At 58.9% G+C, this 25,597-nt stretch carries 22 protein-coding genes; 13 read left to right on the top strand and 9 right to left on the bottom strand.

The genetic code is table 11. The features are described from left to right. The first annotated feature begins 334 nt into the window (after positions 1-334). Together EGY12_RS18500 and EGY12_RS18495 are read left to right on the top strand one after the other, a co-directional pair. The gene (locus EGY12_RS18500; RefSeq protein WP_253722859.1) at positions 335-1,129 is read left to right on the top strand and encodes a GntR family transcriptional regulator; all 795 of its coding nucleotides are present in this window, start codon (positions 335-337) and stop codon (positions 1,127-1,129) included. Position 1,130: 1 nt separating this feature from the next. Beyond that, positions 1,131-1,427, top strand: coding sequence for a DUF1330 domain-containing protein (locus EGY12_RS18495; RefSeq protein ID WP_123894916.1), 297 nt, complete (start codon positions 1,131-1,133; stop codon positions 1,425-1,427). Positions 1,428-1,481: 54 nt separating this feature from the next. Here the strand turns inward: EGY12_RS18495 and EGY12_RS18490 are convergent, their stop codons facing one another. Further along, positions 1,482-4,517, bottom strand: coding sequence for an autotransporter outer membrane beta-barrel domain-containing protein (locus EGY12_RS18490; protein ID WP_123894915.1), 3,036 nt, complete (start codon positions 4,515-4,517; stop codon positions 1,482-1,484). 898 nt (positions 4,518-5,415) lie between these two features. Here EGY12_RS18490 and EGY12_RS18485 point away from each other — a divergent pair. After that, complete coding sequence (locus tag EGY12_RS18485; protein WP_123894914.1) at positions 5,416-7,509, top strand: bifunctional diguanylate cyclase/phosphodiesterase; 2,094 nt, start codon at positions 5,416-5,418, stop codon at positions 7,507-7,509. Here EGY12_RS18485 and EGY12_RS18480 read toward each other — a convergent pair. Further along, positions 7,506-8,702: an MFS transporter gene (locus EGY12_RS18480; RefSeq protein ID WP_123894913.1), complete on the bottom strand. Its 1,197-nt coding sequence runs from the start codon at positions 8,700-8,702 to the stop codon at positions 7,506-7,508. The genes EGY12_RS18485 and EGY12_RS18480 overlap by 4 nt on opposite strands. A 149-nt stretch (positions 8,703-8,851) precedes the next feature. Between EGY12_RS18480 and EGY12_RS18475 the strand changes: the two genes are divergently transcribed. Further along, on the top strand, positions 8,852-9,775 hold the full coding sequence (locus EGY12_RS18475) for an ABC transporter substrate-binding protein (protein WP_123894912.1): 924 nt from the start codon (positions 8,852-8,854) through the stop codon (positions 9,773-9,775). A 55-nt stretch (positions 9,776-9,830) separates the two neighbouring features. Here EGY12_RS18475 and EGY12_RS18470 read toward each other — a convergent pair whose 3' ends face one another. Next, a complete protein-coding gene (locus tag EGY12_RS18470; protein WP_123894911.1) occupies positions 9,831-11,606 on the bottom strand; it encodes a sigma-54-dependent Fis family transcriptional regulator in 1,776 nt (591 codons plus the stop codon). Between the two features lie 277 nt (positions 11,607-11,883). Between EGY12_RS18470 and EGY12_RS18465 the strand changes: the two genes are divergently transcribed. Beyond that, complete coding sequence (locus EGY12_RS18465; protein ID WP_123894910.1) at positions 11,884-13,404, top strand: aldehyde dehydrogenase family protein; 1,521 nt, start codon at positions 11,884-11,886, stop codon at positions 13,402-13,404. Positions 13,405-13,471: 67 nt separating this feature from the next. Here EGY12_RS18465 and adhP read toward each other — a convergent pair whose 3' ends face one another. The 3 genes from adhP to EGY12_RS18450 all read right to left on the bottom strand — a co-directional run bounded on the left by adhP (position 13,472) and on the right by EGY12_RS18450 (position 16,790). Further along, positions 13,472-14,488, bottom strand: coding sequence for an alcohol dehydrogenase AdhP (adhP, locus tag EGY12_RS18460; protein WP_004928541.1), 1,017 nt, complete (start codon positions 14,486-14,488; stop codon positions 13,472-13,474). 209 nt (positions 14,489-14,697) lie between these two features. After that, on the bottom strand, positions 14,698-15,987 hold the full coding sequence (blh, locus tag EGY12_RS18455) for a bifunctional sulfur transferase/dioxygenase Blh (protein WP_123894909.1): 1,290 nt from the start codon (positions 15,985-15,987) through the stop codon (positions 14,698-14,700). A 17-nt stretch (positions 15,988-16,004) separates the two neighbouring features. Then, on the bottom strand, positions 16,005-16,790 hold the full coding sequence (locus EGY12_RS18450) for a sulfite exporter TauE/SafE family protein (RefSeq protein WP_123894908.1): 786 nt from the start codon (positions 16,788-16,790) through the stop codon (positions 16,005-16,007). A 191-nt stretch (positions 16,791-16,981) separates the two neighbouring features. Here EGY12_RS18450 and EGY12_RS18445 point away from each other — a divergent pair, with 191 nt between their 5' ends. The 8 genes from EGY12_RS18445 to EGY12_RS18410 all read left to right on the top strand — a co-directional run bounded on the left by EGY12_RS18445 (position 16,982) and on the right by EGY12_RS18410 (position 22,133). Beyond that, positions 16,982-18,220, top strand: a complete 1,239-nt coding sequence (locus tag EGY12_RS18445) for an FAD/NAD(P)-binding oxidoreductase (protein ID WP_123894907.1) — start codon at positions 16,982-16,984, stop codon at positions 18,218-18,220. A 123-nt stretch (positions 18,221-18,343) separates the two neighbouring features. Further along, positions 18,344-18,637, top strand: coding sequence for a SelT/SelW/SelH family protein (locus EGY12_RS18440; RefSeq protein WP_025159743.1), 294 nt, complete (start codon positions 18,344-18,346; stop codon positions 18,635-18,637). Between the two features lie 185 nt (positions 18,638-18,822). After that, on the top strand, positions 18,823-19,317 hold the full coding sequence (locus tag EGY12_RS18435; protein WP_025302805.1) for a TIGR00645 family protein: 495 nt from the start codon (positions 18,823-18,825) through the stop codon (positions 19,315-19,317). Between the two features lie 181 nt (positions 19,318-19,498). Further along, positions 19,499-19,954, top strand: a complete 456-nt coding sequence (fabZ, locus tag EGY12_RS18430; protein ID WP_049199529.1) for a 3-hydroxyacyl-ACP dehydratase FabZ — start codon at positions 19,499-19,501, stop codon at positions 19,952-19,954. 30 nt (positions 19,955-19,984) lie between these two features. Then, positions 19,985-20,773: a spermidine synthase gene (locus EGY12_RS18425; protein ID WP_123894906.1), complete on the top strand. Its 789-nt coding sequence runs from the start codon at positions 19,985-19,987 to the stop codon at positions 20,771-20,773. Positions 20,774-20,853: 80 nt separating this feature from the next. Continuing rightward, entirely contained in the window at positions 20,854-21,048 is a 195-nt protein-coding gene (locus tag EGY12_RS18420) for a ribbon-helix-helix protein, CopG family (protein WP_004928567.1), read from the top strand. Positions 21,049-21,192: 144 nt separating this feature from the next. Continuing rightward, positions 21,193-21,594: a VOC family protein gene (locus EGY12_RS18415; RefSeq protein WP_123894905.1), complete on the top strand. Its 402-nt coding sequence runs from the start codon at positions 21,193-21,195 to the stop codon at positions 21,592-21,594. Then, positions 21,594-22,133, top strand: a complete 540-nt coding sequence (locus EGY12_RS18410; protein WP_172962935.1) for a dihydrofolate reductase family protein — start codon at positions 21,594-21,596, stop codon at positions 22,131-22,133. The genes EGY12_RS18415 and EGY12_RS18410 overlap by 1 nt, the downstream gene beginning before the upstream one ends. On the opposite strand, the gene EGY12_RS18405 is transcribed toward EGY12_RS18410, so the two are convergent. From EGY12_RS18405 to EGY12_RS18395, 3 genes are all read right to left on the bottom strand, one after another. Further along, a complete protein-coding gene (locus tag EGY12_RS18405; RefSeq protein WP_123894903.1) occupies positions 22,118-23,512 on the bottom strand; it encodes an MFS transporter in 1,395 nt (464 codons plus the stop codon). The genes EGY12_RS18410 and EGY12_RS18405 overlap by 16 nt on opposite strands. A gap of 113 nt (positions 23,513-23,625) precedes the next feature. Next, positions 23,626-24,693 (bottom strand): oxidoreductase, encoded by a 1,068-nt coding sequence (locus EGY12_RS18400; RefSeq protein ID WP_123894902.1) that lies wholly within the window; start codon positions 24,691-24,693, stop codon positions 23,626-23,628. A gap of 12 nt (positions 24,694-24,705) precedes the next feature. After that, the gene (locus EGY12_RS18395; RefSeq protein WP_123894901.1) at positions 24,706-25,455 is read right to left on the bottom strand and encodes a DeoR/GlpR family DNA-binding transcription regulator; all 750 of its coding nucleotides are present in this window, start codon (positions 25,453-25,455) and stop codon (positions 24,706-24,708) included. Positions 25,456-25,597 lie beyond the last annotated feature (142 nt).

Here is a 25,597-nt window from a genome sequence, read left to right as displayed (position 1 = left end):
GACCTCGAAAAGTAAATCAAATGTTAATCAGATGTCGCGAGTCGAGGGTATAACATCGGGAAGATTGGCATGTCAAAATTTGGTATACCATAATACGGTATTCTTGATTTTAGGTGTGGCGACAGAGAGAAATTAAAAATAATGATTATTAATCAATATATTAATAAAAAACTGGGTACTCTACTCGGTCGAGAAACGGCGGCCACGACGGTTCCCGTTCAGCGGCGTGCGCTGACGTCGAACCCGTTGAGCCTGCGGGTATCGGCAACGAAAAGCGGTTTTTTTAGGCTATCTTTCGATTTTGTGAGCTGCTGCAACATTCACCGTTTTGGCGATGCGGCGCAAAATCGGCCGCCGTTGCTTTGCGGGTTGGAAAGATGTTAATAGTACCGGGCAAACGGGAATACGCGTCGTTATCCGGATTAATGATGATCCACAAAAAATAGAGACAATTATGGTTCAGGCGTCATTGAAGATTGAGAATGCACCGGTCACCTTGCGCGAATTGGCATTGGCGAAAATTAGGCAGGCGATTATCTCAGGGTATTTTCAGGCCGGCGATCGTTTGGTGGAACGCAGCCTGTGCGAGGAGCTGGGCGTCAGCCGCAGCGTGGTGCGCGAGGTCATCCGTTATCTCGAAGCGGAGGGGCTCATTGAAACGCTCGGCAAGAAAGGACCGATTGTCGCTATTCTGACCTGGGAAATTGCCGAGCAGGTTTATAATATTCGCCTGCTGCTTGAACAGGATGCCGCTCACGACTGCGCCTTAAAAGCCGGGCCGGAAGATAAAAAGAAACTGCATGAAAAATTAATTGCGATTAATCAGGCTTCGGCCGGGCTGGACGATATTCAGCGTGTTGAAGCGTCGCAGGCCTTTTATGAAACCATTTTCCAGGTGGCCCATCACGCCATCGCCTGGGAAATCGTGCAGCGTTTGAACAGCCGCATCAGCCGCCTGCGCGCCCTGACCCTGAAAACCCCGGAGCGTCAGCTGGCCGGTTTCGAACGCATGACGCGGATCTACCACGCCATCGAACGAAACAATCCGACGCAGGCCAGGCAAGAAGTCATCGCTCACCTGACTGAGGCCGCCGCGCTGGCCAAACGCATTCTGCAACAGGAGTCTTGAGATGCCCGCTTACTGGATTGCCCATGTCACCGTGAAAGATCCAAAGCAATATCAGCATTATATGGATTTGGCGCCCCAGGCGTTTCGCCAGTACAACGCCCGTTTTCTCGCCCGCGGCGAACAGGCACAAACGCTGGAAGGCCCGGCGTTTGTGAAGCATGTGCTGATCGAATTCGACGACTACGCCACCGCGTTAGCCTGCTATCATTCGCCGGCCTATCAGTTGGCGAAACAACAGCGGCGCCACGTGGCGGAAGCCATGATTACGATCGTCGACGGCCTGCCGCTCACCCAGTAAAAAGCCCCCATCGTTACGATGGAGGCCGAGTAAGGTCAAACGGGGTAAACGCGATCAGAAGCGCCAGGTCAGGCCGGCGTTGACGCTGTTGTCCTGATGGTTGGACGACAGCTGCCCGCCGTAACCGAGGGACAAGACGGCGTTTCTGTTGACCGAAACGTCGACGCCCGCCTTCAGCACCGCGCCATCGCGGGAAACCGGCACGCTGTTCACGTCGAACGCCGCATCGGTGCGTTTGAACATCAGCTGCATTTTGCGCTCCAACTTGCCGTACTGGTGCTGCCAACCCAGCTCGCCGCGCAGCGCGATCGCCACGCTATCGGCCTGCCATTGTGTATCTGCGCGCAGCCCCAGCGTCGAAGCGGTGGCGGATTGACTTTGTTTGTCGCTACGCAGCGCCGCCGCCCCACCATCCTCATTGATCCCCTCGTTACGATAGTGGGTATACGCCAGGTTGGCGAATGGCTCAAGATTGACCATGTCGTTCGTCCAGTCGTAACCGCTTTCGATAAACAGCTGGCCGGTGCGCGCGTTATAACCTGCCTTCTCGCGATCCGACTGCGCGCCGTAGTTCACCGAGCGCGAGGTGTCGATGCGATGCCAGGTATAAGTGCCCCCCGCCCGCAGCGCTAATGCGCCGAAGCGTTTGTTGCCGTACAGCCCCAGATGGTAGTTGTCGCTGTGAGCGTCTGACTGATAACCGCCATCCAGCGAGGTGCGGGTATACCCGGTCATCACCCCAAGCCGGCCGTCGTTAAACAGTTCACTGTCGAGCCCTAACAAAACGCCGTAGGTGGATGTCTGATAACCGGCGGCGTTGTCGTTGCCGGAAGCATGCCCCCAAGTGCCCAGCAGTTTCGCCCAGGTGCCGTTGTCATCCGCTTTGATATCGGAAGCGATGCGGCGGCCTTCCGCCTGGCGCAAGCGCTCGATGGCGGTATCGCGCAGATGGCGACTTTCGTTGATCTGAGCAGAAGCCATATCCGCGTGGATCTGGCCAGACAGTTGACGAGTCGCCTGTTGCAGTTCTCCGGCCGACGTGAACCCGAGGAAGCTTTCATACACCGGATGGCCGGCCACGAAGCTCGCCTCTTCGGTCACGGCTTGTGCATTGCCTTCATCACTTTGCCGTGCGTTTAACGCTTCAGCAGCAGGCGCCGCCACGCTGCGTTTGGCCGTTTCCGTGACCGGTTCCGTCGCGTTGAGCGTTTCCACCGCGCGGGCCACCGCTTTCTCGTTCTCGGTACTCGCCAGGCTGTCAAAACGCGCGGCGGTACGCGTGATCCCCAGGCCGACATCATTGCCCTGATAATCCAGCGCCACGTTCACGAACGGATATGCCGGATTCGCGTTTTCAAACCGGCCGTTGACGCCGTCTGTCGTCGTCAGGATGATATATTTGTTGCCCAACAGACTTTGCGCTTCATTCTGCGACAGCAGGTTCTTGCTGTGCTCCAGGCTGACGTTCACGCTGCCACCGTTCAGGAAGGCTCGCCGCGCTTCGATTTTATCGCTGCGGCCATTATCCGCGATCTCAACGTTATACTGCGATCCACGATCAAAAATGGCGTCGTGCAACACGTGCAGCGTGCCGATGCCGTTACCCGGCGCAACGCTGCCGCCCCGAACGGCCCGGAAAGCGCTCACAGTGCCGTCACCGGCCAACGTGCCGCTATTTTCGATATAGACGTTGGACGCCACAGATCCATTGATTGCCAGCGTGCCCTGTTTCACCCAGGTATCGCCGCCGTAGGTATTGTTGCCCAACAGAGCCAGTGTGCCGGCGCCCGTTTTGGTCAAACCGCCGTGGCCACCGATGTCATTGCTCCACGCATCGTAGTCGCATTCGCTCGACGTGCAACGCCGCTCAACCGAGGTGCCCGCTTCAACGATATTCCCCAGCCCGGGGATATTCGCCACGAACTGTTTTTCACTGTAAGAGCCCGGCACATAATATTCCTGCGGGATATCCTCTTTGGTAATAAACATTTTCGGGCCGTTGATCGCATCACGTAAATTGACTCGTCCCCAACCGAATAAATTATCAATGCCGGCCACGCCCAAATCTGTGGCGGTAGTTTTAATGACCGTGGATATTTGATCGGCGCTCATATAAGGGAAGCGTTGCATCAATACGGCGGCAACACCGGTGACATGCGGCGCCGCCATTGAGGTGCCGGATTTATATCCGTAGCCGGGATTGAGCGACAACTCGCCCTTATTATAGGCTTCGCGATTGACGGCACCGCCGGTATTGGACTCCAACCGGCCGACGGTACTGTAAATATCGGAACCCGGCGCAGATACGCAGTAGCTGGCCGTCTGTCCGCAGCTGGTCGATGAGACGCTTAAATGATTTTCGTCACTCAGGTTGGTCACGATCAGGTAATTATTCAATACGTCCGGGAAGGCGTAAGGCAGCGACTTTTGCGCTTCGGGAATATTGTAGTTGTTGTAATTGCCCGCCGAGAAGACGATCAGCTTACCGTGCCGGGCCGCCCGCAGCAGCGTCGACATGGCGCTGTGCGCGCCGGTAGGCACCGGTTGTTCACTGCCCCATTCCACGCTGGCCTTGCTGCGCATCATCTCAGCGATCACGTCGCCTTTAACGAATGCCACGTAGTCCGGTCTGCCGTTCGGTAGCCAAATGATATCGCCTTTGGCGTCTCGCCGAATGTCCGGTGCAATCCCCCAACTGTTGTTGATAACGCGAGCCGCGCTCTGGATCAACGCTTCGCGGCCATTGCTGTTACCGTAGTCATTCAATTTCGTGCCGATAATATCTGCGTCAAAAGCCACACCGTGCATACCGGTGCCATCTCTTTTAGCCGCGGCAATACCGGCCACGTGCGTGCCGTGATCGCCGAAAGACATATTGTCCTGTTTATCATATGAGAAATTATAACTGCCGTTATCCAGTCGCGTCAGTTTCCCGGCGAATTCAGAATGGGAAAGAATGGCATTGTCGATAATGCCGATGGTCACACCTTTTCCGGTATACCCTCTGGCATAAGCGAATTCTGCGGAAATAGCCTCAAGCCCCCATTGGCGGTTAAACTCTGCGGTTTTCCAACTGCCGGGGGAACCCAATTGACCAGGATCCTGATAAGCGGCAAGAGAAGAATGAATGGATAGGCCATAACAGCCCAGAAAAACGCAATACGCTAACTTCAATTTCTTATTAAGTTTCATTTTACGCTCCATGTTTATTTATACCCAGAAGAAAACTTACGTTTTAACCGCCCTGCGACCTCCCTCGATCCTGAAACGACAGATAGCCCATGCAGACCCGATGCGGGCCGCATGAGAAGACATGCTGAGTGACGAAAATGTGTGCGAGCAGACGCCGCGCTTGGCACCTATGGTGCAGAGATGCAAACAGGAGGCGAATGTACGCTTATCGGCGCCGTTACGCCGGGGCAGCTTGGCCATCCGGCCGGAGCACAAGAATCAGAGAGTGGGTGCATCTCGCTCAATCATCCAATTTTGTTAATGATTTTCATTCGCGAGGCTATCTCATACGTAAGCAAAGTGTCAACATATGAAACAAAACATTTCTTGATTTGCATCATGTATTTTCAGGCGAGCCCCCGGAGAAAGCGACCTGACGACCACCTCAGAGTGCATAAAATGGCGTTTATCACCGTCATGAGTGAGGTTTTTGTCAGTGTTAGCGCATAGAGCAGGCCGAATACCGTTCGGCAGAACATCATGGCGACTGAACATTTCGCCAAATAGAAACATCAAGATTGATTACTTTTTGCGGCAGTATAACCTCGTGGTCGGATCACTTATTTCTCTCCGCAATATAAGGGAAGCTTATAAATAACAGGAATATTCCTAATGCGTTCACGCTGGATGTATTCCATGCTAGCGGGCCGATTTTTAGCCGCGCCCGCTGGCTATTCCCATTTTCATTGGCAAGACTATATTGAACGAGGCTCTGCTATAGAGAGAGAATATGGGTAATTTTCCGAGGAAATACCGCATGACCCTGTTGCCCAAGCAGACCAATAACAAAAATCCGATTGATCTCTATAGCGAAATCGTAGACGACTTGCCCGGTCTGATTTGCTTCGGCAACCGCCTTGGCGGTTACTTCAATAAGCAGTGGCGCGACTATACCGGTGCAACCGCCGATGAACACGGTGCCGCCGATTGGCTCGATGCCCTGCATCCCGACGATCGCGAACGGTTGGCCACACAATGGCGCCAGGCGATTGTCGCCCTCTCCTCGTTCGCCGGCGAGGCCCGCCTGCGCGATCGCAGCGGCGCCTACCGTTGGTTCATGCTGGCGTTTAACGCTCGTCAGGATGGCATGGCGCTGGAGCCCAGCTGGTATCTCACGGCGACCGATATCCATCCGCAAATGCTGCAGCGCCAGCAGAACGTTCAGGCGCTCTCTATCCAACAAGACATGCTGGACGCCAGCGTCGACTGCATCAAAGTGATCAACCATGACGGCACGCTGCACCACATGAACCGCTCCGGCAGCCTGGCACTCGGCCTTGATCCGGCGCAAAAAGAGTTTGGCATGCCCTGGCTGGGCCTGCTGTCGCCCGAAATCCGACGCCGCGGCCGCGAGGCGCTGCGCAACGTCAGAGCCGGAAAAAATGCGCGCTTCACGGGATTGAGCATAACGCCGCAGGGTAAAAAACAGCACTGGGACAACATTCTCACGCCGGTCAGCGATGAGCATGGCGCCGTGACCGAGATCTTGTGCGTCTCGCGCGACGTGACTTCGCAACGCGTGATGGAACAACGCCTGTTGCTTGCCAGCGAATATGACGAATTGACCGGCCTGCCCAATCGTCGCCTATTCAAGAAAAAGCTGAAGCAAGAGATGAAACGCGCCCTGCACGGCAACAGGTCGCTCGGGCTGATGCTGTTGGATCTCGACCACTTCAAGCTGGTGAACGACACGCTGGGCCATGCGGCGGGCGATCATTTGTTGCGAATTCTGGGTAAAAGACTCAGCGCCTGCATGAACACGCATTCGTTCGTCTCTCGCCTCGGCGGTGACGAATTCGCCGTGGTGATTAGCGACGTCGAAAACGAACAGGATATTTTCCGCATCGCCAACAAGTTTCTACTGCAGCTGGAGACGCCTATCACCCACGGCGGCAAGACTCTGCATTGCGGCATGAGCATCGGCGGCGCCATCTACCCCAAAGACGCCCGCGACGCTTCGGAACTGATGAAGTGCGCCGATACCGCGCTGTATGAGCTGAAAGACGGCGGCCGCGGCGGGGTCTACATGTTCGATAGCAAGATGATGGACAAGGCGCGCGCCCGCGCCAGCCAGCTCAACTACGCGCGCCAGATCGTGCGCGACAACTGCATCCGTCCCAGCTACCAACCCAAAGTCAGCCTGACCGACGGCAGCATCGTCGGCTTTGAGGCGCTGCTGCGCTGGCACTGCCCGATCAACGGCGTGCAGCTGCCGGCGACGGTGAGCGAGGCGTTTAACGACTATGAGCTGGCGACCAAGATCAGCGAAGCCATGCAGCTTAAGGTCTTCGCCGACATCGCCCGCTGGCGCGCGGCCGGCGTGGCGGTGCGGCCCATTTCGCTGAACGTGTCGCCGATCGAGTTTTTGCGCGACAACTACGCCGAGACTTTCCTGCAGCGCCTGTTGAAGTTTCACATTCCTCACCAGTTGATCGAACTGGAAGTGACCGAACACGCCTTCAACAAGCACGGCTCAAAGTACGTGCTGCGCGCGTTGCAAATGCTCAAGGAGATGGGCATCCGCATCGCGCTGGACGATTTCGGCACCGGCCACTCTTCGTTCAGCCATATCATGGATTACCCGCTGGATTGTATTAAGCTGGACTGCGACTTTATCCAACGTATGAATACCGAACCGGCGATCCTGGCGATCGTGGAAAGCATCGGCATTCTCGGTCAAAAGCTGTCGATCGATATCATCGCCGAGGGAGTGGAAACCGAACAGCAGCGGCAGACGCTGTGCGAGGCCGGTTTCCACATCGGCCAGGGTTTTCTGTTCAGCCGGGCGGTGGAGTCCCAACGGGTACCCGAACTGCTGCAGGCGATGGCTCAGCCTGTCGACGGCCGTTAAGCGTCCTGCCGTTTGTCGAAAGGCGCCAGCTGCATGCCCAGCAGCGTCACCACGCAAATGACGGCCCCGGCGTAAAACGTGGAGGCAGAACCGACCAGCTCCCACAGTATGCCGGCCCCCAGGCTCGCCAACAGCAGCGCCACGCCACTGATCAGGTTGAACATGCCGAACGCGGTGCCACGCAGGTGCGCCGGCGCGGTATGCGCCACCATCGCCGCCAATAGCCCCTGCGTCATACCCATATGTACCCCCCATAGCGCTACGCCAAACAGCACTCCGCCCCAATGGTCGCTCAGCGCCAAGACTACATCGGCGGCAATAAGCACCAGCAAACCGGCTTTTAACAATCCCTCATGGCTCATGCGGTCGGACAGTTTGCCGAACGGATAGGCCGAACAGGCGTAGACCAGATTCATGGCGACCATCACCAGCGGGATCAACGCCAGCGGCGTGCCGCCCTGCTGCGCCTTCAGCACCAGAAACGCCTCGCTGAAGCGTGCCAGAGTGAAAACGGCGCCGATGCCCACCACCCACCAATAGCCGCGCCCCAGCAGCCGCAGATTGGCGCGGGTAATCGGGTTGGTGCGCTTGTGGATTATCGCGGCGGTTGGCTCTTTCAGGCCGAAGAACAGCAGCGCAATCGCCAACGCCGCCGGGATCGCCGCCACCCAGAAGATGGCGCGAAAATCGTTGTGCCACAGCAGCATCAGGCCAACGGCCAGCAGCGGCCCGAGAAAAGCGCCGATGGTATCCAGCGACTGGCGCAGCCCAAAGGCCGCGCCGCGAATTTCCGGCGGCGTCACATCGGCCACCAGGGCGTCGCGTGGCGCGCCGCGGATGCCTTTGCCTACGCGATCCAGCATGCGCGCGCTCATCACCATGCCGGACGACGACGCGATGGCGAAAAACGGTTTGCTGATAGCGCCCAGACCATAGCCTAACAGCGCCAGCCCTTTGCGCTTGCCGAGGTAATCGCTGAGCACGCCGGAGAACACCTTGACGATCAACGCCGTCGCCTCCGCCAGCCCTTCGATCAGCCCGATGACGATCACGCTGGCGCCAAGCGTCGTCGCCATAAACAGCGGCAGCAGGCTGTGGATCATTTCCGAGGAGACGTCCATCAGCAGGCTCACCCCACCCAGTACCCACACGCCGCGCGGTATGCGGCCCAACGTAGCGAAACGCGACGGCATAATTCATCCTCAATCGATTCAGCGCCAGCGGCGGCGCTTCATGACATTTCCAAGATTGGTTAGTTGATTTTGTTCGTTCACAGACCTGCGGCCTTCAGAGATAGTGCAACGACTCTGTGACACTCTTCATAATGAAGGTAATTAACATAATGATAAATAGCAAAAAGATGAAAATCATCGCGGCGTTGCTGAGCTTTTCCGCTGCCGCGACCGCCGCGCCAGGGGTCGATCTCGTCGCCAACGAAACGCCGATCCACACGGTGAAAAATGCCGAAGCGATCGCCAAAATCCCTGCTGGTTTCCGGTTCGTTGAGCCTGGTACGCTGACAGTGGCCATTTCGCTGTTGGGCAGCGGCCCGCCGTTCGGCCTGTACGCCCGCGACAACAAAACGGTCATCGGCAGCGAGGCGGATATCGCACGCCTGGTGGCCGACGGTTTGGGGTTGAAACTCAAGCTGGTGCCTACCTCGTGGGAAGACTGGCCGCTGGGGGTGGCCTCCGGCAAATATGACGCCGCGGTTTACAACATCACCGTAACCAACGAACGCAAGACCAAATTCGATTTCGCCACCTATCGCCAGGACACGCTGGGGTTCTACGTCAAATCCGACAGCAAGATCGCCCAGATCAACACCGCGCCGGATATCGCCGGTAAAAAGATCATCGTCGATTCCGGCACCAATCAGGAGGCGGTGCTGCTGGCCTGGGACAAGGAGAACCGCGCCAAGGGATTGGCGCCGCTGCAGCCGGTGTACGTCACCGACAAGGCCGCCTCCACGCTGGCCATTCAGTCAGGCCGTGCCGACGCCACCTTCGGGCCCAACGTATCCGGCGCTTACCAGTCGCGGTTGACCGGCAAAACCCGGCTGGTCGGCATCGTGCCCGGCGGCTGGCCGAAGACCGCCAACATTGCCGTCACGCTGAAAAAAGGCAACGGGTTGGTGGACGCAGTGCAGGCTTCGATCAACGGCGCCATCGCCAATGGCAGCTATTTGCAGGTGTTGGATCGCTGGGCGGAAAGCGACGAGAAGATCGCCCATTCGGAGATTAACCCGCCAGGGCTGGGGGATTAAAGCGTGAAGCGGCCCCGTATCGAGGGACCGGCTATTGATGATCGATCCCGATGTTTCATTCCGCCGCCGCTTTCTGCCTTCCCAACTTGCGGTACAGCGTGCTGCGCGAAACGCCGAGCGCCTTCGCCGCCCGGCTCAGGTTGCCGCCCGCCCCGTCGATCGCCGCCTGCAGATCCTCCGCTCCGGTATCGGCATTCTCCTGGCGTGGCACCAGCACCGCGATGGACTGCGGCAGATCGTCCAGGGTGAGCACCGCATGATCGTCCGCCAGCGCCAACAGCACCTTGAGCGTACTCAGCAGTTGGCGCACGTTGCCGGGCCACGGGTAACGCGCCAGCATCGCCAGCGCCTCCGGCAGCAGCCGAATGCCGCGCCGCTCGCCGCCCAGCTCCCGCCACAGCTGCAAAATGAAGGCCTCCAGCTGCGCCCGCTCTCTGAGCGGCGGAATGCGCAGGCTGTATTCCTGTATGCGGTACAGCAAATCTTCGCGAAACGCCCCCGCCTCTACCTGCCGTTGCAGATCGTGGTGCGTAGCGCAGACCAGCGCGAAATCGACCGAATAAACGCTGCGGCTGCCGAGCGGCGTGACCGTTTTTTCCTGTAACACCCGCAGCAGCCGCGTCTGCAGGCCCGCCGGCATGTCGCCGATTTCATCGAGGAACAGCACACCGCCGTCCGCCTCACGGATCTTGCCGATATACCCTTTCGGGTTGGCACCGGTAAACGCTCCCGGCGCATAGCCGAACAGCTCGGACTCGATCAGCGGCTCTGGCAGCGCCGCGCAGTTGATCGCCACAAAGTTGCCGTTGCGCCAGCGGCTCTCCTGAAACAGGCGTCGGCTGAAGTGCTCCTTGCCGCAGCCGGTTTCGCCGGTCACGCACAGGGAGAGGCCGGCATTGAGAATGCGTAGCGCTTTCTGATGCTGCTCATCATGCCCATCCGCCGGCGGTGCCGAACGCAGGGCGCTGACGCGGCGCTGCGGCGCCTCGAGCAGCGAATAATAATGCCGCTGATTGCCGGCCAACGTCTGGCACGGCGCGCCTGAGGGGTGTCGCAGCAGATCGGGGAACAGCTGGGCGAACTCAACCGAGCCGAATGCGGCCGGTGAGAGCTGAAACTCCAGCATCGCCAGCCGATTGGCGGCGACCAGCACTTCGTCGTGAAACACCAGCAGCAGCTCCTGCGCGCTGCCCAGACTGCCGGGGTCGGCGTGCAGGCGCAGCGTCCAGTGACGATCGGCGATCGCGCTTCTGACCCAGCGATGTTCGATATGCCGCACCGCCTGCATGATCAGGCGCTGTGCATCGTGATACGGCCGCTGCGCGGGTGCGGAGAGATCCAATATCCCGGCAATACGGCCATCCGGCCGGTAGATCGGCGCGGCGGTGCAGTTCAATCCGGCATTTTGGTTGAGGAAATGCTGATCGCCGCGCACTTCGCAGAAAGCGCCCAGCGCCAGTGCGGTGCCGATGGCGTTGGTGCCCCGCTCCGCTTCTCCCCACTGGTTGCCCGGCGCCAGCGCAAAGCGTGATGCCTTATGCAGAAAGTCGGTATTGCCGCGGGTTTCCAGCACCAGCCCGTCGGCGTCGGCAATGACCACAATGGCGGGCTGACGCGTAATTTGCGCACCCAACTGCTCGATCAGCGGCTGTACCCGTTGCGGCACCCAGTCGTTGCGGCTGCGCAGCTCGTCGAGCAATCCGTCTTTGATAAACGGAATATGCTGATCGGCGCGCGTCAGGCCGTAGCCCCGGCTGCGCTGCCAGGATTCCGCCAGCGGGCGGGTCAGTAAACTGGCGCCCTCAGTGGGCAAGCGGTCGTCAGGCAACATGCGTTTCTCCCCCCCGTTCACGAGTGTTGCAAATATGTATCACAAATGTGTATCAGTCGTTGCGACACGGGACACAAAAAATCATCGGCAGCGGCGGCGCCGCCCGATTAGTCAAGTGACAAGAATTCCTAATCTCATAATAAATAATCACTTTTAATAAGCTTGTTCGCCATTCTTCACTCTGGCACGGGGCGTGCTTCTCTGTGCTGCGGCGGCATGCCGCACTCACAGGCGCAGCGCAATAGCGCCGGTTATCATCTGCAGAGAGGTGCTTCACATGAAATATGTCCACCCCGGTTTGCCTGGCTCGCTGGTTTCGTTCCGCAAACGCTATGGCAACTACATTGGCGGCAAATTCGTCGAACCGGTATCCGGCAACTACTTCACCAACACCTCGCCGGTGACCGGCCAGCCGATCGCCGAATTCCCGCGTTCCGACGCCAAGGACATCGAACTGGCGCTCGATGCGGCGCATGCGGCGGCGGACGCCTGGGGCAAAACCAGCGTGCAGGAACGTTCCAACGTGCTGCTGGCCATCGCCGATCGCATCGAAGCGCGGCTGGAGATGCTGGCGTTGACCGAAACCTGGGACAACGGCAAACCGATCCGTGAAACCCTGAACGCCGATCTACCGCTGGCGGTCGACCATTTCCGCTACTTCGCCGGTTGCCTGCGCGCGCAGGAAGGCACCGCGGCGGAGATCGACCAGAACACAGTGGCCTACCATATCTATGAGCCGCTGGGCGTGGTCGGCCAGATCATTCCGTGGAACTTCCCGTTGCTGATGGCTGCCTGGAAACTGGCGCCGGCGTTGGCAGCCGGTAACTGCGTGGTGCTGAAACCGGCGGAACAGACCCCGCTCGGCATCAGCGTGCTGATGGAAGAGATCGGCGACTTGCTGCCGCCGGGGGTGCTCAACGTGGTGCAAGGCTTTGGCGCAGAGGCCGGCGAAGCGCTGGCGCGCAGTAAACGCATCGAGAAGATCGCGTTCACCGGCTCCACACCGGTCGGCCGCCATATCCTCGCCTGCGCGGCGGAAAACATCATCCCCAGCACCGTCGAGCTGGGCGGCAAATCGCCCAATATCTACTTCGCCGACATCATGCAGGCGGAACCGGAGTTCATCGACAAGGCGGTTGAGGGACTGGTGCTCGGCTTCTTCAACCAGGGTGAGGTCTGCACCTGTCCTTCACGTGCGCTGATCGAAGAGTCTATCTATCCGCAGTTTATGGAGAAAGTGCTCGCGCGCATTGCCACCATCCGCCAAGGCGACCCCTTCGACACCGACACCATGCTCGGCGCGCAGGCGTCACAGGAGCAATACGATAAGATCCTGTCCTACATCGACATCGCCAAGAATGAAGGCGGCAACATTCTCGCCGGCGGCAAACGCACGCAGCACGGGGATGAATTGCAAAACGGTTTCTATCTGCAGCCGACGTTGATTACCGGCAACAACAGCATGCGCTTCTTCCGCGAGGAGATCTTCGGGCCGGTGATCGGCGTCGCCACCTTTAAAGACGAGGCCGAAGCGCTCGCGCTAGCCAACGACACCGAGTTCGGACTGGGCGCAGGATTGTGGACCCGCGACATCAACCGCGCTTACCGCATGGGCCGCGCGATCAAGGCGGGCCGCGTGTGGACCAACTGCTACCACCTGTATCCGGCGCACGCCGCGTTCGGCGGCTACAAGAACTCCGGTATCGGGCGCGAAACCCACAAGGCGGCGCTGTCGCACTATCAACAGGTGAAAAACCTGCTGGTCAGCTACGACGCCAAACCGTTGGGCCTGTTCTGAGTCGGGCGTAACAACAAGAAGGCCACCCGCAGGTGGCCTTCTTATTTGGCATGGTTGATGGCGTGATTTATTTCGCCATACCGAGATCGATCACCATGCGACCGCGAATGGTGCCCGCCTTCATTTCGTCGAAGATGGCGTTGATATCGCCCAGCGGCCGTTTTGTCACTTTAGGCGTCACTTTTCCTTCGGCGGCGAACTGGAACGCCTCTTTCAGATCTTCACGCGTGCCCACCAGCGAGCCCACCACCTGTATACCGTCGAGCACCAGGCGCGGAATGCTCAGATCCATACTCTCCGGCGGCAGCCCCACGGCCACCACTTTACCGCCGGCGCGCACCGCATTCACCGCCGAGTTGAAGGCCGCTTTCGCCACCGCCGTCACCACCGCCGCGTGAGCGCCGCCGGTTTGCTGCTGAATGATCTCTTCCGCATTTTGCGTTTTGGAGTTGATGGTCAGATCGGCACCGATCTGTTTGGCGAACTCCAGCTGGCCGTCGTTGACATCGATGGCGATCACTTTGGCGTTAAACACGTTCTTGGCATACTGCAACGCCAGGTTGCCCAGACCGCCCAGGCCATAGATGGCGATCCACTGCCCCGGTTTGATATCGGAAATCTTCACCGCCTTGTAGGTGGTGACGCCGGCGCAGGTGATACTGCTCGCGGCGAAAGAATCGAGCCCGTCCGGCACTTTTACCGCGTAGTCCGCCACCACGATGCACTCTTCCGCCATGCCACCGTCGACGCTGTAACCGGCGTTTTTCACTGAGCGGCACAGGGTTTCGTTGCCGCTGACGCAGTATTCGCAATGGCCGCAACCCTGGTAAAACCAGGCGACGCTGGCGCGGTCACCCACTTTTAACGAGGTGACGCCCTCACCGACGGCGGAGACCACGCCGATGCCCTCATGCCCCAACGTAATGCCCGGCACCTCGCCGAAATCACCGTTTTTCACGTGCAAATCGGTGTGGCATACCCCGCAACACTCCATTTTCAACGCCGCCTCGCCGTGCTTCAGCGGGCGCAGCACTTTATCCTGAATGTCTACAGTATGGTTTTTCGTCACTACGGCAGCTTTCATGGTGTTTTCCTTAGCAGAAATGGGAAGTACAGTTGTTAATGTAGTGACTGTATTCGGTGAGGGCAAGCGCCGCATGTTTTGTGTAAAAACAAATAATTAAATATGAATCAGCATGATTATTTCATAAAAAACAATTAACAGACGGCGCGATCTCATTCGGATTGACAGCCGCCCAGCGGCGGGCAACGATCGCGTATCTATGGCTTGATTCACCCCTTAAATCGATTCACGGGTATTTTGAGATAGTGTTGCCCATCGTCTTCACAGTCCGGCAGAACGCCGCCGCGAATATTGACCTGCAGCGCCATCAACATAAGTTCCGGATGCGGCAGCTTGGCATCCCGCTGCTTTCTTTGCGCAACGAATCGGGATTTATCCATGTTGACTACCCAGGGGTTGTTCTCGCGCTGCTCTCTCACGGTGCTTTCCCAACGGGCCTCTCGCCCCGCCGGACGGTAATCATGGCCGGTGAACAGGCGGGTATCCGCCGGCAGGCTCAGGATCCGCTGCAATGACTCCCACAAGGCTTCCGCATTGCCGCCAGGAAAATCGGCCCTTGCAGTGCCGCTGTCCGGCATGAAGAACGTATCGTGAATAAACGCCGCATCCGCAATATAGTAAGTGACGGAAGCCAGGGTGTGTCCTGGAGACAGCAAGACTTCAGCGCGCAGGTTGCCGATAAAAAAGACGTCCCCGTCCGCAAACAGCACATCCCAGACGGTATTGGCTGCAGGCAGATCTTTTAAATTATAGATCTCTTCCCACAGCCCCTGAACGGCGGTAATTTTCTCGCCGATGCCGGTGAAGGCACCGGTTTTCTCCGCCAGCCAGGCAGTGGCTGAAAAATGATCGGCGTGCGGATGCGTATCCAGCACCCAGGCCACTCCCCACCCTCGTTGGTGGACAAAATTCAGAATCTCGTTGGCCTGTTGATGCGAGACCGTGCCCGATCGGCGGTCAAAATCCAGCACCGGATCGATAATCGCACAGCGGCGCGCCTCGGGATCGGCGACAACATACTGCAGGCTGCCACTTTCCGGCTCATAAAACGCGTGAACTTCCGCCGTGGCCTGCACGGACCGATGCTTGCCATACCAGCTGAGCGCCTTATCGGCGTCCGCGCCGTATTCGTCGCATTGGCGGCGAAACTGCGCTTCATCTATCTGGCCTTCGCGCAGCGCATACAGCAGGGAAAGGCAGGCAGATCGAGCCCCGCTTCTGCAGTGCGCCAAGGTTTTCTTGCCTTGCCGCAGCAGAAACTGGAAGGTGTAAACGGTCTCCCAGGTGAGCGTATCGAACGTATAAGGGAGATAGACGTAGCGCATCCTCTCTTGTTCAGCCAACGCTTTCTCTTGCCGATGGTCAAGATACGCCCCCGGCTCCTCGTCCGGCCGATTGTTGACGATAAGGCGGTAGCCCTGTTGCGACAGCGCCTTGAAATCACTCGCTTCAGGCGCGCCCGAAAAGGAGAGCTGAGGGTGGTAAGTGCGAATGCGCATGTTTTTTTCCTTCCGTTTCATAGGCTTTTAAATAACATATACAGGGCCAGCGCCAAGAGCATGGCGGCATAGAGCACATTGATAATGTCTTCGCGTTTCTTCAGGCGCTCGGCGAGCGCCACCCCCACCACGCCCCCCAGAACGCCGCCGAGGATGAGCCAGCACGTAATGGCGATCGATACCTTTCCGGACATGGCATAGCTGGCGCTGGTCGATAGCCCCATGGCAGACACCACCACCAGTGAGGTTGCCACCGCTTCAACCATCGAGAAGCGGAAAAACCAAACCAGCGCCGGCACAACCAAAAATCCGCCGCCAATGCCCAGAAAGCCCGCCAACCCGCCCAGGGCCAGGACGCTGGGCCAAACGATGGCGGGATGAACAACAGAATGGGAGGACGATAAGGGGTTACCGGCAGGGTGATTTCTTTTCAGCGTCAACCCGGCGACAACCAGCATCAACAGGGAGAAAGGCAGGGTTAAATAGTGTCCGTCCGTGATTTTTCCCATCTGAGAACCCGCCAGAGCGCCCATGACGGCGACCAGCGAAACGACAAGCCCGGTCTGCCACCTGACGTTGCCTTTGGAGGCGTGTGCGGCCAGGTTGATCAGCGCGTTAATGGCCACCGACATGGCGCTGGTTCCTATAATCAAATGCGTATCCGGCACTTTTACCATATACAGCAATAATGGCACGCAGACGATTGAGCCTCCGCCGCCGGTCAGGGCCAAGAGGAATCCCACAATTCCCCCTGTGACCACTAACAGCATCACGATATAAAAACTGAAATGGAAAAAATCCAATGCGCTAATCCCTTAATGATGCTCATGCCATTTATTAACGATCAGTTAACCGACAATGTCAAATAACTTATTTCGATTTGTTATTACATATAGCAAAATGGAATATGAGATTTTTTATATAACCACAAGTTCTATGAATTTCCTTTTAATCTGGGCAGCGACCCCCTACTTTCTTATGAAAGGAGGCCTGCATGAAACCAGAAAAAATAAATCCCAAAAAAAGCGTCGTTGTAATTGGCGGCGGTTCATCCGGAATAGGTATCGCGGCAAGCATAAGGAAGCGAGTTAAAAACATCGAAATAACGATAGTTGAGCCTAGTGACTGTCATTATTATCAACCGGCATGGACCCTGGTGGGCGGAGGGCTCTTTGATATCAATAAAACACGGCGTTCCATGCGCGCAGTCTTGCCCACAGGAACCGTATGGGTACAGGATAGCGTTGTCAGGGTTGAACCCCGTCAAAAATACATCGAGACCCGCCAAGGGCAGATAATAAACTATGACTTTCTTATTGTTGCGTGCGGCCTCGTTTTACGCTGGGACAAAATAGAGGGCCTTGAAGAAACCCTTGGATTAAACGGCGTCACCTCTAATTATCGTTTTGACCTTGCCGAGTATACCTGGAAACTGGTCCGCGAAATGAAAGGCGGCCAGGCTATTTTCTCTCAACCGACATTACCCATCAAGTGCGCCGGGGCACCGCAAAAAGCCTTGTATCTGTCATGCGACCACTGGCGCCGCCAAGGCATCCTGAATAATATTAACGTCAATTTCTGCCTTGCGGGCGCGGCAGTTTTCGGCATTCCGCAATTTGTCCCTCCGCTAACCGAGTATTTGGAAAAATACCGTGCGCAGGTCAATTTCAATCATAATTTAATCCGTGTTAACGGCAAGAATCGGCAAGCAACATTTGCCATGGAGACAAATGAAGAAGGAAAACGCGAATTAACCCTGCCCTTCGATATGCTCCACGTAGTGCCTCCCCAGTCGGCCCCCGCGTTTATTTCGCAAAGCGGACTCGCTGATGGCTCCGGCTGGTGCGATGTGGATAAATTAACGCTGCAGCATAAACATTGGCCGGATATTTTTGCAGTAGGCGACTGTTGCTCAACGCCAAATGCCAAAACCTTGGCAGCAGCCCGAAAGCAAGTGGTGGTGGCGGCGGAAAACATCGCGGCGCTGATTCATGGTACCCCTCTCGCCGCCCACTATGATGGTTACGGTTCCTGTCCATTGACGGTTGAGAAAGGCAAGGTTGTGCTGGCGGAGTTTGGCTATGACGGTAAATTGCTGCCCACGTTTCCACTGCTCGACGCAACCCAGCCCAGCCACATGGCCTGGTGGCTGAAAGCCTGGTTTTTACCCCGGTTTTATTGGGCGGGCATGCTGCGTGGGGTTGAATGGTTTGCCGGAAGCAAGCGTCCGTGACGTACACTCCCTCTTGTCGTACTCGCCTCAGCAGGCGCTTGACTATTGGGCGAGACACAGCCACCATCGCTTGCAGGTCCATCAGGCTGATTGCGAGCCGTTACCACTACCGGTCGATCATCGATGAAAAATGCCCCCGCCGTTACGATCCACTACTGTTCACAATGCAACTGGCTGCTGCGCGCCGGCTGGATGGCGCAAGAGCTGCTCAATACCTTTGGCGACGATCTCGCCTCCGTCACGCTGATGCCGGGCACCGGCGGAGTCTATCAAATCAGCGTCGATGGCGTGATGATTTGGGATCGCAAAATTGACGGCGGCTTCCCCGATGCGGCGCAGCTGAAGCAGCGGCTGCGCGATCACAGCTTCCCCGAGCGTTCTCTCGGCCACAGCGACGGTAAAAAAGCCAGGCACTGAAAATCTGCCGGTAAGCGCGGCTTCAGCTTTACGCCTGGCTGGCCGCCATCAACACCCGCGAGATTGGCAACAGGGCAACCAACGTGCGCCAATTTCTCCAACCCACTGGCAAGCGGTTGATTTCGCCCGGGTCTCCTGCGTTATACTGAGCGCTCTTTTAGCCACGTATTTAATAAAATTTTATGATTGAACGCTTGCTCGAAAACGCGATGTACGCCTCCCGCTGGCTGCTCGCACCGGTTTATTTCGGCCTTTCACTGGCCCTGGTCGCCCTGTCGATCAAGTTTTTCCAGGAGATCCTGCACGTCCTGCCCAACATTTTTTCTGTTGCTGAAGCCGACCTGATCCTGACTCTGCTGTCGCTGGTCGATATGGCGCTGGTGGGCGGGCTGTTGGTGATGGTGATGTTCTCCGGCTATGAAAACTTCGTCTCGCAGCTGGATATCACCGAAGGGAAAGAAAAGCTGAGCTGGCTGGGCAAAATGGACGCCACCTCGCTGAAAAACAAAGTCGCCGCCTCTATCGTCGCTATTTCCTCCATTCACCTGCTGCGGGTGTTTATGGACGCCAAGAACGTGCCGGACAATAAGCTGATGTGGTATGTGATCATCCACCTCACCTTCGTGCTGTCCGCTTTTGTGATGGGCTATCTGGACAAGGTCACCCGTTCCAAGCACTAAAGCCCGCTGCACACCCGATCGCCGCGATCGGGTGCTTCCCTCGTTCTTCACCGGTTTCTCCGCCGTCATGTCTTTCATCTGGCACATCTGATGATAATTTTATTATAATGCTATTATACTCACTATGGACTGAACGCCGGCCACCGCACCGGTTTCGCCGCAGACAGGATCACGCGCCCCCATGCCATTGAATGGTAACCCACTGCAATTCAACGATATTCAGGCGATTTTGCCCCATCGCTATCCCTGCCTGTTGGTCGATCGCGTCCTCCCCACCGGCACCTGCATTGCCGAAGGGCGGCTGAGCGCCATCAAGAACATCACCGCCAATGAGCCGACGTTCTGGAGCGGCCACGCGCACTTCGCCGGTTTTCCCGGCGTGCTGTTGGTGGAGGCCCTGGCGCAAAGTACCGGTCTGCTGGCCCATTACTATCTCGGGGCGTTGAACGAAGGTGAGCATTACTATTTCGCCGCCATCCAGCGAGCGCGGTTTTATCGCGCCGCCCGCCCCGGCGACCAGGTGTTGATGGAGGTCGCTTTTGTGCGCCGTCGCGGTGCTATCGCCCGTTTTACCGGCCGTGCCAGCATCGATGGCCGGCGCATTTGCACTGCCGATTTCATGTGCGCCCGTAAATAGGCCGCTTGCCAAAGGAGCCCTGCGAATATCATGTCTCTGGTTGACAGCTTGCTCAGAACCCTCGATTTCTCTCCACGTGGCCAGGTGATCGCCCGCGAAACCGACGCCTGGGGTGAAATCATCGTTTCCGATCACAAGGACTACCGCACGCTACGGTTTGACGGCATCTGCGAACAAAGCAAAATGAGCCTCAGCAACCCCGCGCAGCCGATCCACAACTACATCAAAGCAATGCTGATGGCGGTGGCCTGGCAGCCACCGACGTCGGCGTTGATTTTGGGATTAGGCGGCGGCAGCCTGCTGCGTGCGCTGCACGCCCTCGATCCGGCGATGCGTCTGGACGTGGTCGAACTGCGCGCCGCGGTGATCGCCGTCGCGCGCCGCTATTTTACACTGCCGGCCACCGACACCATCAGCCTGCGCACCGCCGACGCCATGGACTTCGTGCGCCCGCCCGCCGAAACGCGCTACGACCTGATCTTTTCCGATCTCTATTCGGCGTTTGCCATGGATCCGCAGCAAGGCACCCAGACTTTCCTGGAAAACTGCGCCGCGCGCCTTAACGACGGGGGCTGGCTGGTGCTGAATTACCACGACCTGCCAGACGAAAACAGCTTGCTGTACCACAGCCTGCATCGGATATTCGGCACCGTGCTGTTTTGCATCGCCCCCAGCGGCAACGTGATCATTTACGCCACGCCGGCGCAGGTGGCGCTGCCGCTGAGCGCGCTGCGCAGCCTGGCCGCCGGCAGCGGCGAGCTGTTCAACTGTGAACTCGGCTATCTGTCACGCAAAATCGAACGCCTGCATTTTCGCTGAGGGTGGGCGGCGGCACGCTCTGGCTGGCCGCTTCGTCCACGTGGTATTATCATTCGGTTATCATTCTCTGGAGGATCCTGATGGAAAAGAAAACGGCGCGGCTAACGGTGCTGATTGACCCGGACAAGAAAAAAGCCCTGGAAGAACTGTGCCTGCAGCAGGACGTCACGCCTTCCCAGGTAGTGCGCCAGCTGATCCGCGATTACCTGCACAAGCATCAGGTGGACTATCCCAGCCAACCGACCCACGCCAATCCGCGCGTCGAAAGCAACTGAGCGGCGGCCTGCCCCATAACCCCGTGAAGCGCGCGTTGCCTTGCGCGCGTCCCTAATCCGAATCCTCCGTTGCGCCCTGTCTATTCTGCAGCATCGCTGCTACTGTTCTAAGCGTTCATACTCTCTCTTCGGAAAGGAAGCGCCATGTTCAGCCATATTACCGTCGGCGTCAGCGATCTGGATGCCGCCGCCGCATTCTACGACGCCATTCTTTTGCCGCTGGGATTACAGCGGCGGGAAGTAACGCCGGACGGCGGTCCCGCCGCCCGCTGCTGGGTGATGCCGGGCCAAACGCTGCCGCGTTTCTATGCCTACCAACCCTTCGACAGACAGCCTGCCAGCGCTGGCAACGGCAGCATGCTGGCCTTTCTCGCCGCCGATGAGCTGGAGGTCAAGCGCGCCTACGCCGCCGGTCTGCTGGCGGGCGGCAGCAGCGAAGGTGAACCCGGCGAACGCGCACATTACGGCAAAGGCTATTTCGGCGCTTATCTGCGCGATCCCGACGGTAACAAGGTGCATGTGGTTTACCGGGGAGATCTCGTCTGATGAAGTGTTCGGTTTACATCGCCACCAGCGTGGACGGCTTCATCGCCGGGGCGGACGGCGACATCGACTGGCTGCTGCGGCCCGAGTACGCGGTTTCGTTGCTCAACGGGCTAAGCTATGAGGCGTTTATCGCCGATATCGACGCACTGGTGATGGGGCGCCATACCTATGAGAAAGTCCGTGCCTTTCCCGAGTGGCCCTATGGCGAACTGCCGGTGGTGGTGCTGTCGACGCAGCCGCCCGCACAACAAGATACCGGGCTCGTTCGCTGGATGCATGGCGAACCGACGGCCATCTTGGCGCAGCTGGCCGACCAAGGCTGCCGTCACCTGTATATCGACGGCGGCCAGACCGTCCAGCGCTTCCTGCAGGCCGGGTTGATCGACGAGCTGACTATCACGCGCGTGCCGCTGCTGCTGGGCGGTGGCATTCCCTTGTTCGGCGCCGATGGCCCGGAACAACGGCTGCGCCTGCTCGCCGTCACCCAATCGGACAACGGTTTCGTGCAAGAACGCTACGCGGTTCAGCGCGCGTCGTAACGCAGCATCAGTCGGCGGCCGCCGAAGGCGATGAGCAATGCCGCCAGCGCCAACAGCGCCGCCACGCCGTAAGTCACCTGCATTCCGTAAGCCGCAGCGGCGGCCGCGCCCGTCACCCGCTGCGAAGCCAGATAAAACAACGCCCCCATCGCCGAAGCGCCGGTAATCGCCCCGAGATTACGCGCCAGGTTCACCATGCCGGAGATAAGCCCGCGTCGCTCGGGAAACAGATCCTTCATCAGCGCCGTATTGTTGGCCACCTGAAACAGTGCGTAGCCGGCGGTCAGCAGCGCGATGGGTGCCACGTAGCCGAGCACGCCCCAGCGGCTAAGCAGCGACAGCAACGTCGCCCCGGCGGCCACCGCCGCCAGCCCAAACTGGGCGATGCACTGCGATCCAAAACGATCCACCAGATAACCGGCCGGAATGCCGGTCAGGATCGCCACCGCCGGCCCCGCCGACATCACCAGCCCGACCTGCGCAGCGCTTAACCCCAGCGCGCGTGACAGATAGAACGGCCCGACGACCAGCGTGGCGGTCATGACCGTCATCACCAGCGCGCTGGCCGCCAGCCCCGCCGTCAGGGCCGGATGACGAAACATCGTCGGCGCCAGCAGCGGCGATGCGGCACGGCGCTCCACGCCGATGAACAGCGACCCCGCCAACAGGGCCCCCAGCATCAACGCCAGATTGAGCGCGCCGAAGTTGCCGCGCCCAAGGGTCATCGCCAGCGAATAGCAGAGCAATGCGCCGCCCAGCAGCAGCGTACCGGCGCGATCGAACGGTTCCTGGCGCGCTGCCGTATGCCCCCCCTCCGGCAAGTATCGCCAGGCGAGCCACAGCGCCAACAGGCCCAGCGGCAGATTGATGAGAAACATCGCCCGCCAGCCGAAACCGGCGATCAGCGCGCCGCCCAACGACGGCCCCAACGCGGTGCCCACTGCCGACATGGTGCCGAGCAGCCCCATCGCGCGGCCGATTTTTTCCGTGCCCAGCGCCTCGCCGGCCAGCGCCATGGCGATCGACATCATAACCGCGCCCCCCAGCCCCTGCGCCATGCGCGCCGCCAGCAGCAGCCAAAGCTGCGGGGCCAGCGCACAAGCCAACGAAGCGGCGGTAAACAGTGCGATACCCGCCAGCAGCAGGCGGCGGCGATTGAGGCTGTCGCCCAAGCGGCCGATGCCGATGATGCAGGTGGTGACGGCCAGCAAATAACAGAGCAATACCCACTGTACCGCCTGGAACGAGGCATGGAACGCGGCGGCGAGCGCCGGCAGCCCGACGTTGGCGATGCTGATGCCGAGCGATGACAGCAGCATGCTCAGAGACAGTGCGGCCAGTATGCCGCGGACGCCCTGCGGCGTAGGATGGGATAACATGATAAACACTCCTGACATAGACTGAGGGTTAGCCTATGTCAGGGGTTGAGATGGCGGAAGACGCACGACATGCACTGTATCAATGCGTCTGACGCCTTATCTAACGCAAACTATTACCAGGCGGCGATTTCCGCCTCGGTAAGTGGCAGAGTTTGGGTGACGCCGGTTTCCGCCGCCAGGGTGGCCGCCTCCAGCACCGCCATCACCGCCAGCGCCTGCGCGGCGGTAACCGGGTTGGCGCCGACGCCGCGCAGCGCATCGCGCACCTGGACGTAATATTGACGCTGGTCGCCATCCGGCGTCGGCAGCCTGCGCACCGGCTCCGTGCCGATAAACAGGCTCATCGCGTCGTCGTCTTTGCCCCATTCCGCCGAGCCCGGCGTCACGCCGGCAAGCAGTTGGCTCTCCTGCCCGTCGGCGCGCGCTTTGACCACGCTGCCTTTCTCACCGTGTACGGTAAAGCGCGCTACGCCCCCCGCCACCAACATGCTGCCATGCAGGATCACGCGATGCGTCGGGTAGTTCAGCACCACGTGGGCCCAGTCGTTAATCTGCGCGTTGGGGCGCAGCGTGGCGATGTTGGCCTGCACGCTATGCGGCAAACCGAACAGCTGCAGCGCCTGATCGACCATGTGCGGCCCCAGATCGAACCACAGCCCGCTGCCCGGCAGGTTCTGTTCGCGCCAACGCACTCGCACTTCAGGGCGGTAACGATCGATGTGTGACTCAAAGTGCGTCACCTTGCCGATCACTCCCTGTTCGATCACCTGCTTAACGCCCAGGTAGTCGCTGTCCCAGCGGCGGTTTTGGAACACCGACAGCAGGCGATCGTGTTTTTCCGCCGCCGCAATCAGCGTACGCGCCTGCGCCAAATCCAGCGTAAAGGGCTTATCCACCACCACGTGCTTGCCCGCCTCCAACGCGGCCAGCGCCAACGGCGCATGGGTATCGTTCGGCGACGCGATCACCACCAAATCCACCTCCGGCCGGCGGATGGCCTCCAGCGGGTCGGCGATCACCCGCGCGTGCGGCAGATCGGCATGCACCTTGGCGGCATCACGCGAAGCCACTACGCTCAGTTCCAATCCCGGTACCGCGTTAATCAGCGGCGCGTGAAACGTCTTGCCGACAAAGCCGTAGCCAATCAGCGCCACCTGCATCGGTCGTGCGGTATCGTTCATCAGTGTTCTCCTCTAGCGGTCGTCGGCGACGACACAAAGTTCAATCAATGATTGTTCGTCCAGGTTGTCCCACGGGCGATCGGTAAACAGCCGTTGGATCTGCGCCAGATCCGCAACGTGATGCGGTTCGCAGCGATCCAACTTCATATGGTCGGCCACCAGCCAGCGCTCGCCGCTGTTGGCCAGCATGGCGCGTTTGACCTCCGCATCGGCCTCCTCGCCGGCGCTCAGCCCCAGCTGCGCATGCACCGCGCAGGCACCCAGCAAGGCGATGTCCGCGCGGTAGCGCGCCAGCAACGCCAGGGTGGCGCTGCCGGCGAACAGCCGCTGACGCACATCCCATTGGCCGCCCAGCAAGATCAGGTTGATCTCTGGCCTGTCGCTCAGGCACTGCGCGATATCCAGCGAAGCGGTGATCACCGTGGCCGGCCCACGCAGCGCCTGCGCCACCGCCAGCAGCGTACTGCCCGCATCCAACATCAGGGTGCTGCCGGGCGGGATCTGCGCGGCTACCGCGCGGCCGAGCCGCTGTTTGACCTGCGGCAACAGCGCCGCACGCGCCTGGCGCGGCATGTCGGCGGGTTCGAGCGCGATCGCACCGCCGTGATGTTTCTGCGCCAACCCTTGCCGCTCGAGATCGGCCAGATCGCGGCGCACGGTATCGACCGAAACGCCGATGGCGGAGGCCAGTTCCGCCACCGCCGCCTGCCCGCGTTCGCTGAGCAAATCCAGTAAATGGCGCTGTCGTGCCGCTTTGTGCATGGGCTTATTCCGCAATAAAAGCATAAAACAGCAATATACAGCAAATAACAGCAATGAAGAAGCCGCAATTGTGCGCACCTGAGATCAAACATCTTTTCGCCTGCACGACGATGATGAGGACATAACGCATAACAATCAGGAG

The sequence above is a fragment of the Serratia sp. FDAARGOS_506 genome (assembly GCF_003812745.1).
In the GTDB taxonomy this organism is placed as follows: domain Bacteria; phylum Pseudomonadota; class Gammaproteobacteria; order Enterobacterales; family Enterobacteriaceae; genus Serratia.
Note: the sequence above shows the minus strand (reverse complement) of the source record. Positions and strands in the feature narration are given on the sequence as shown.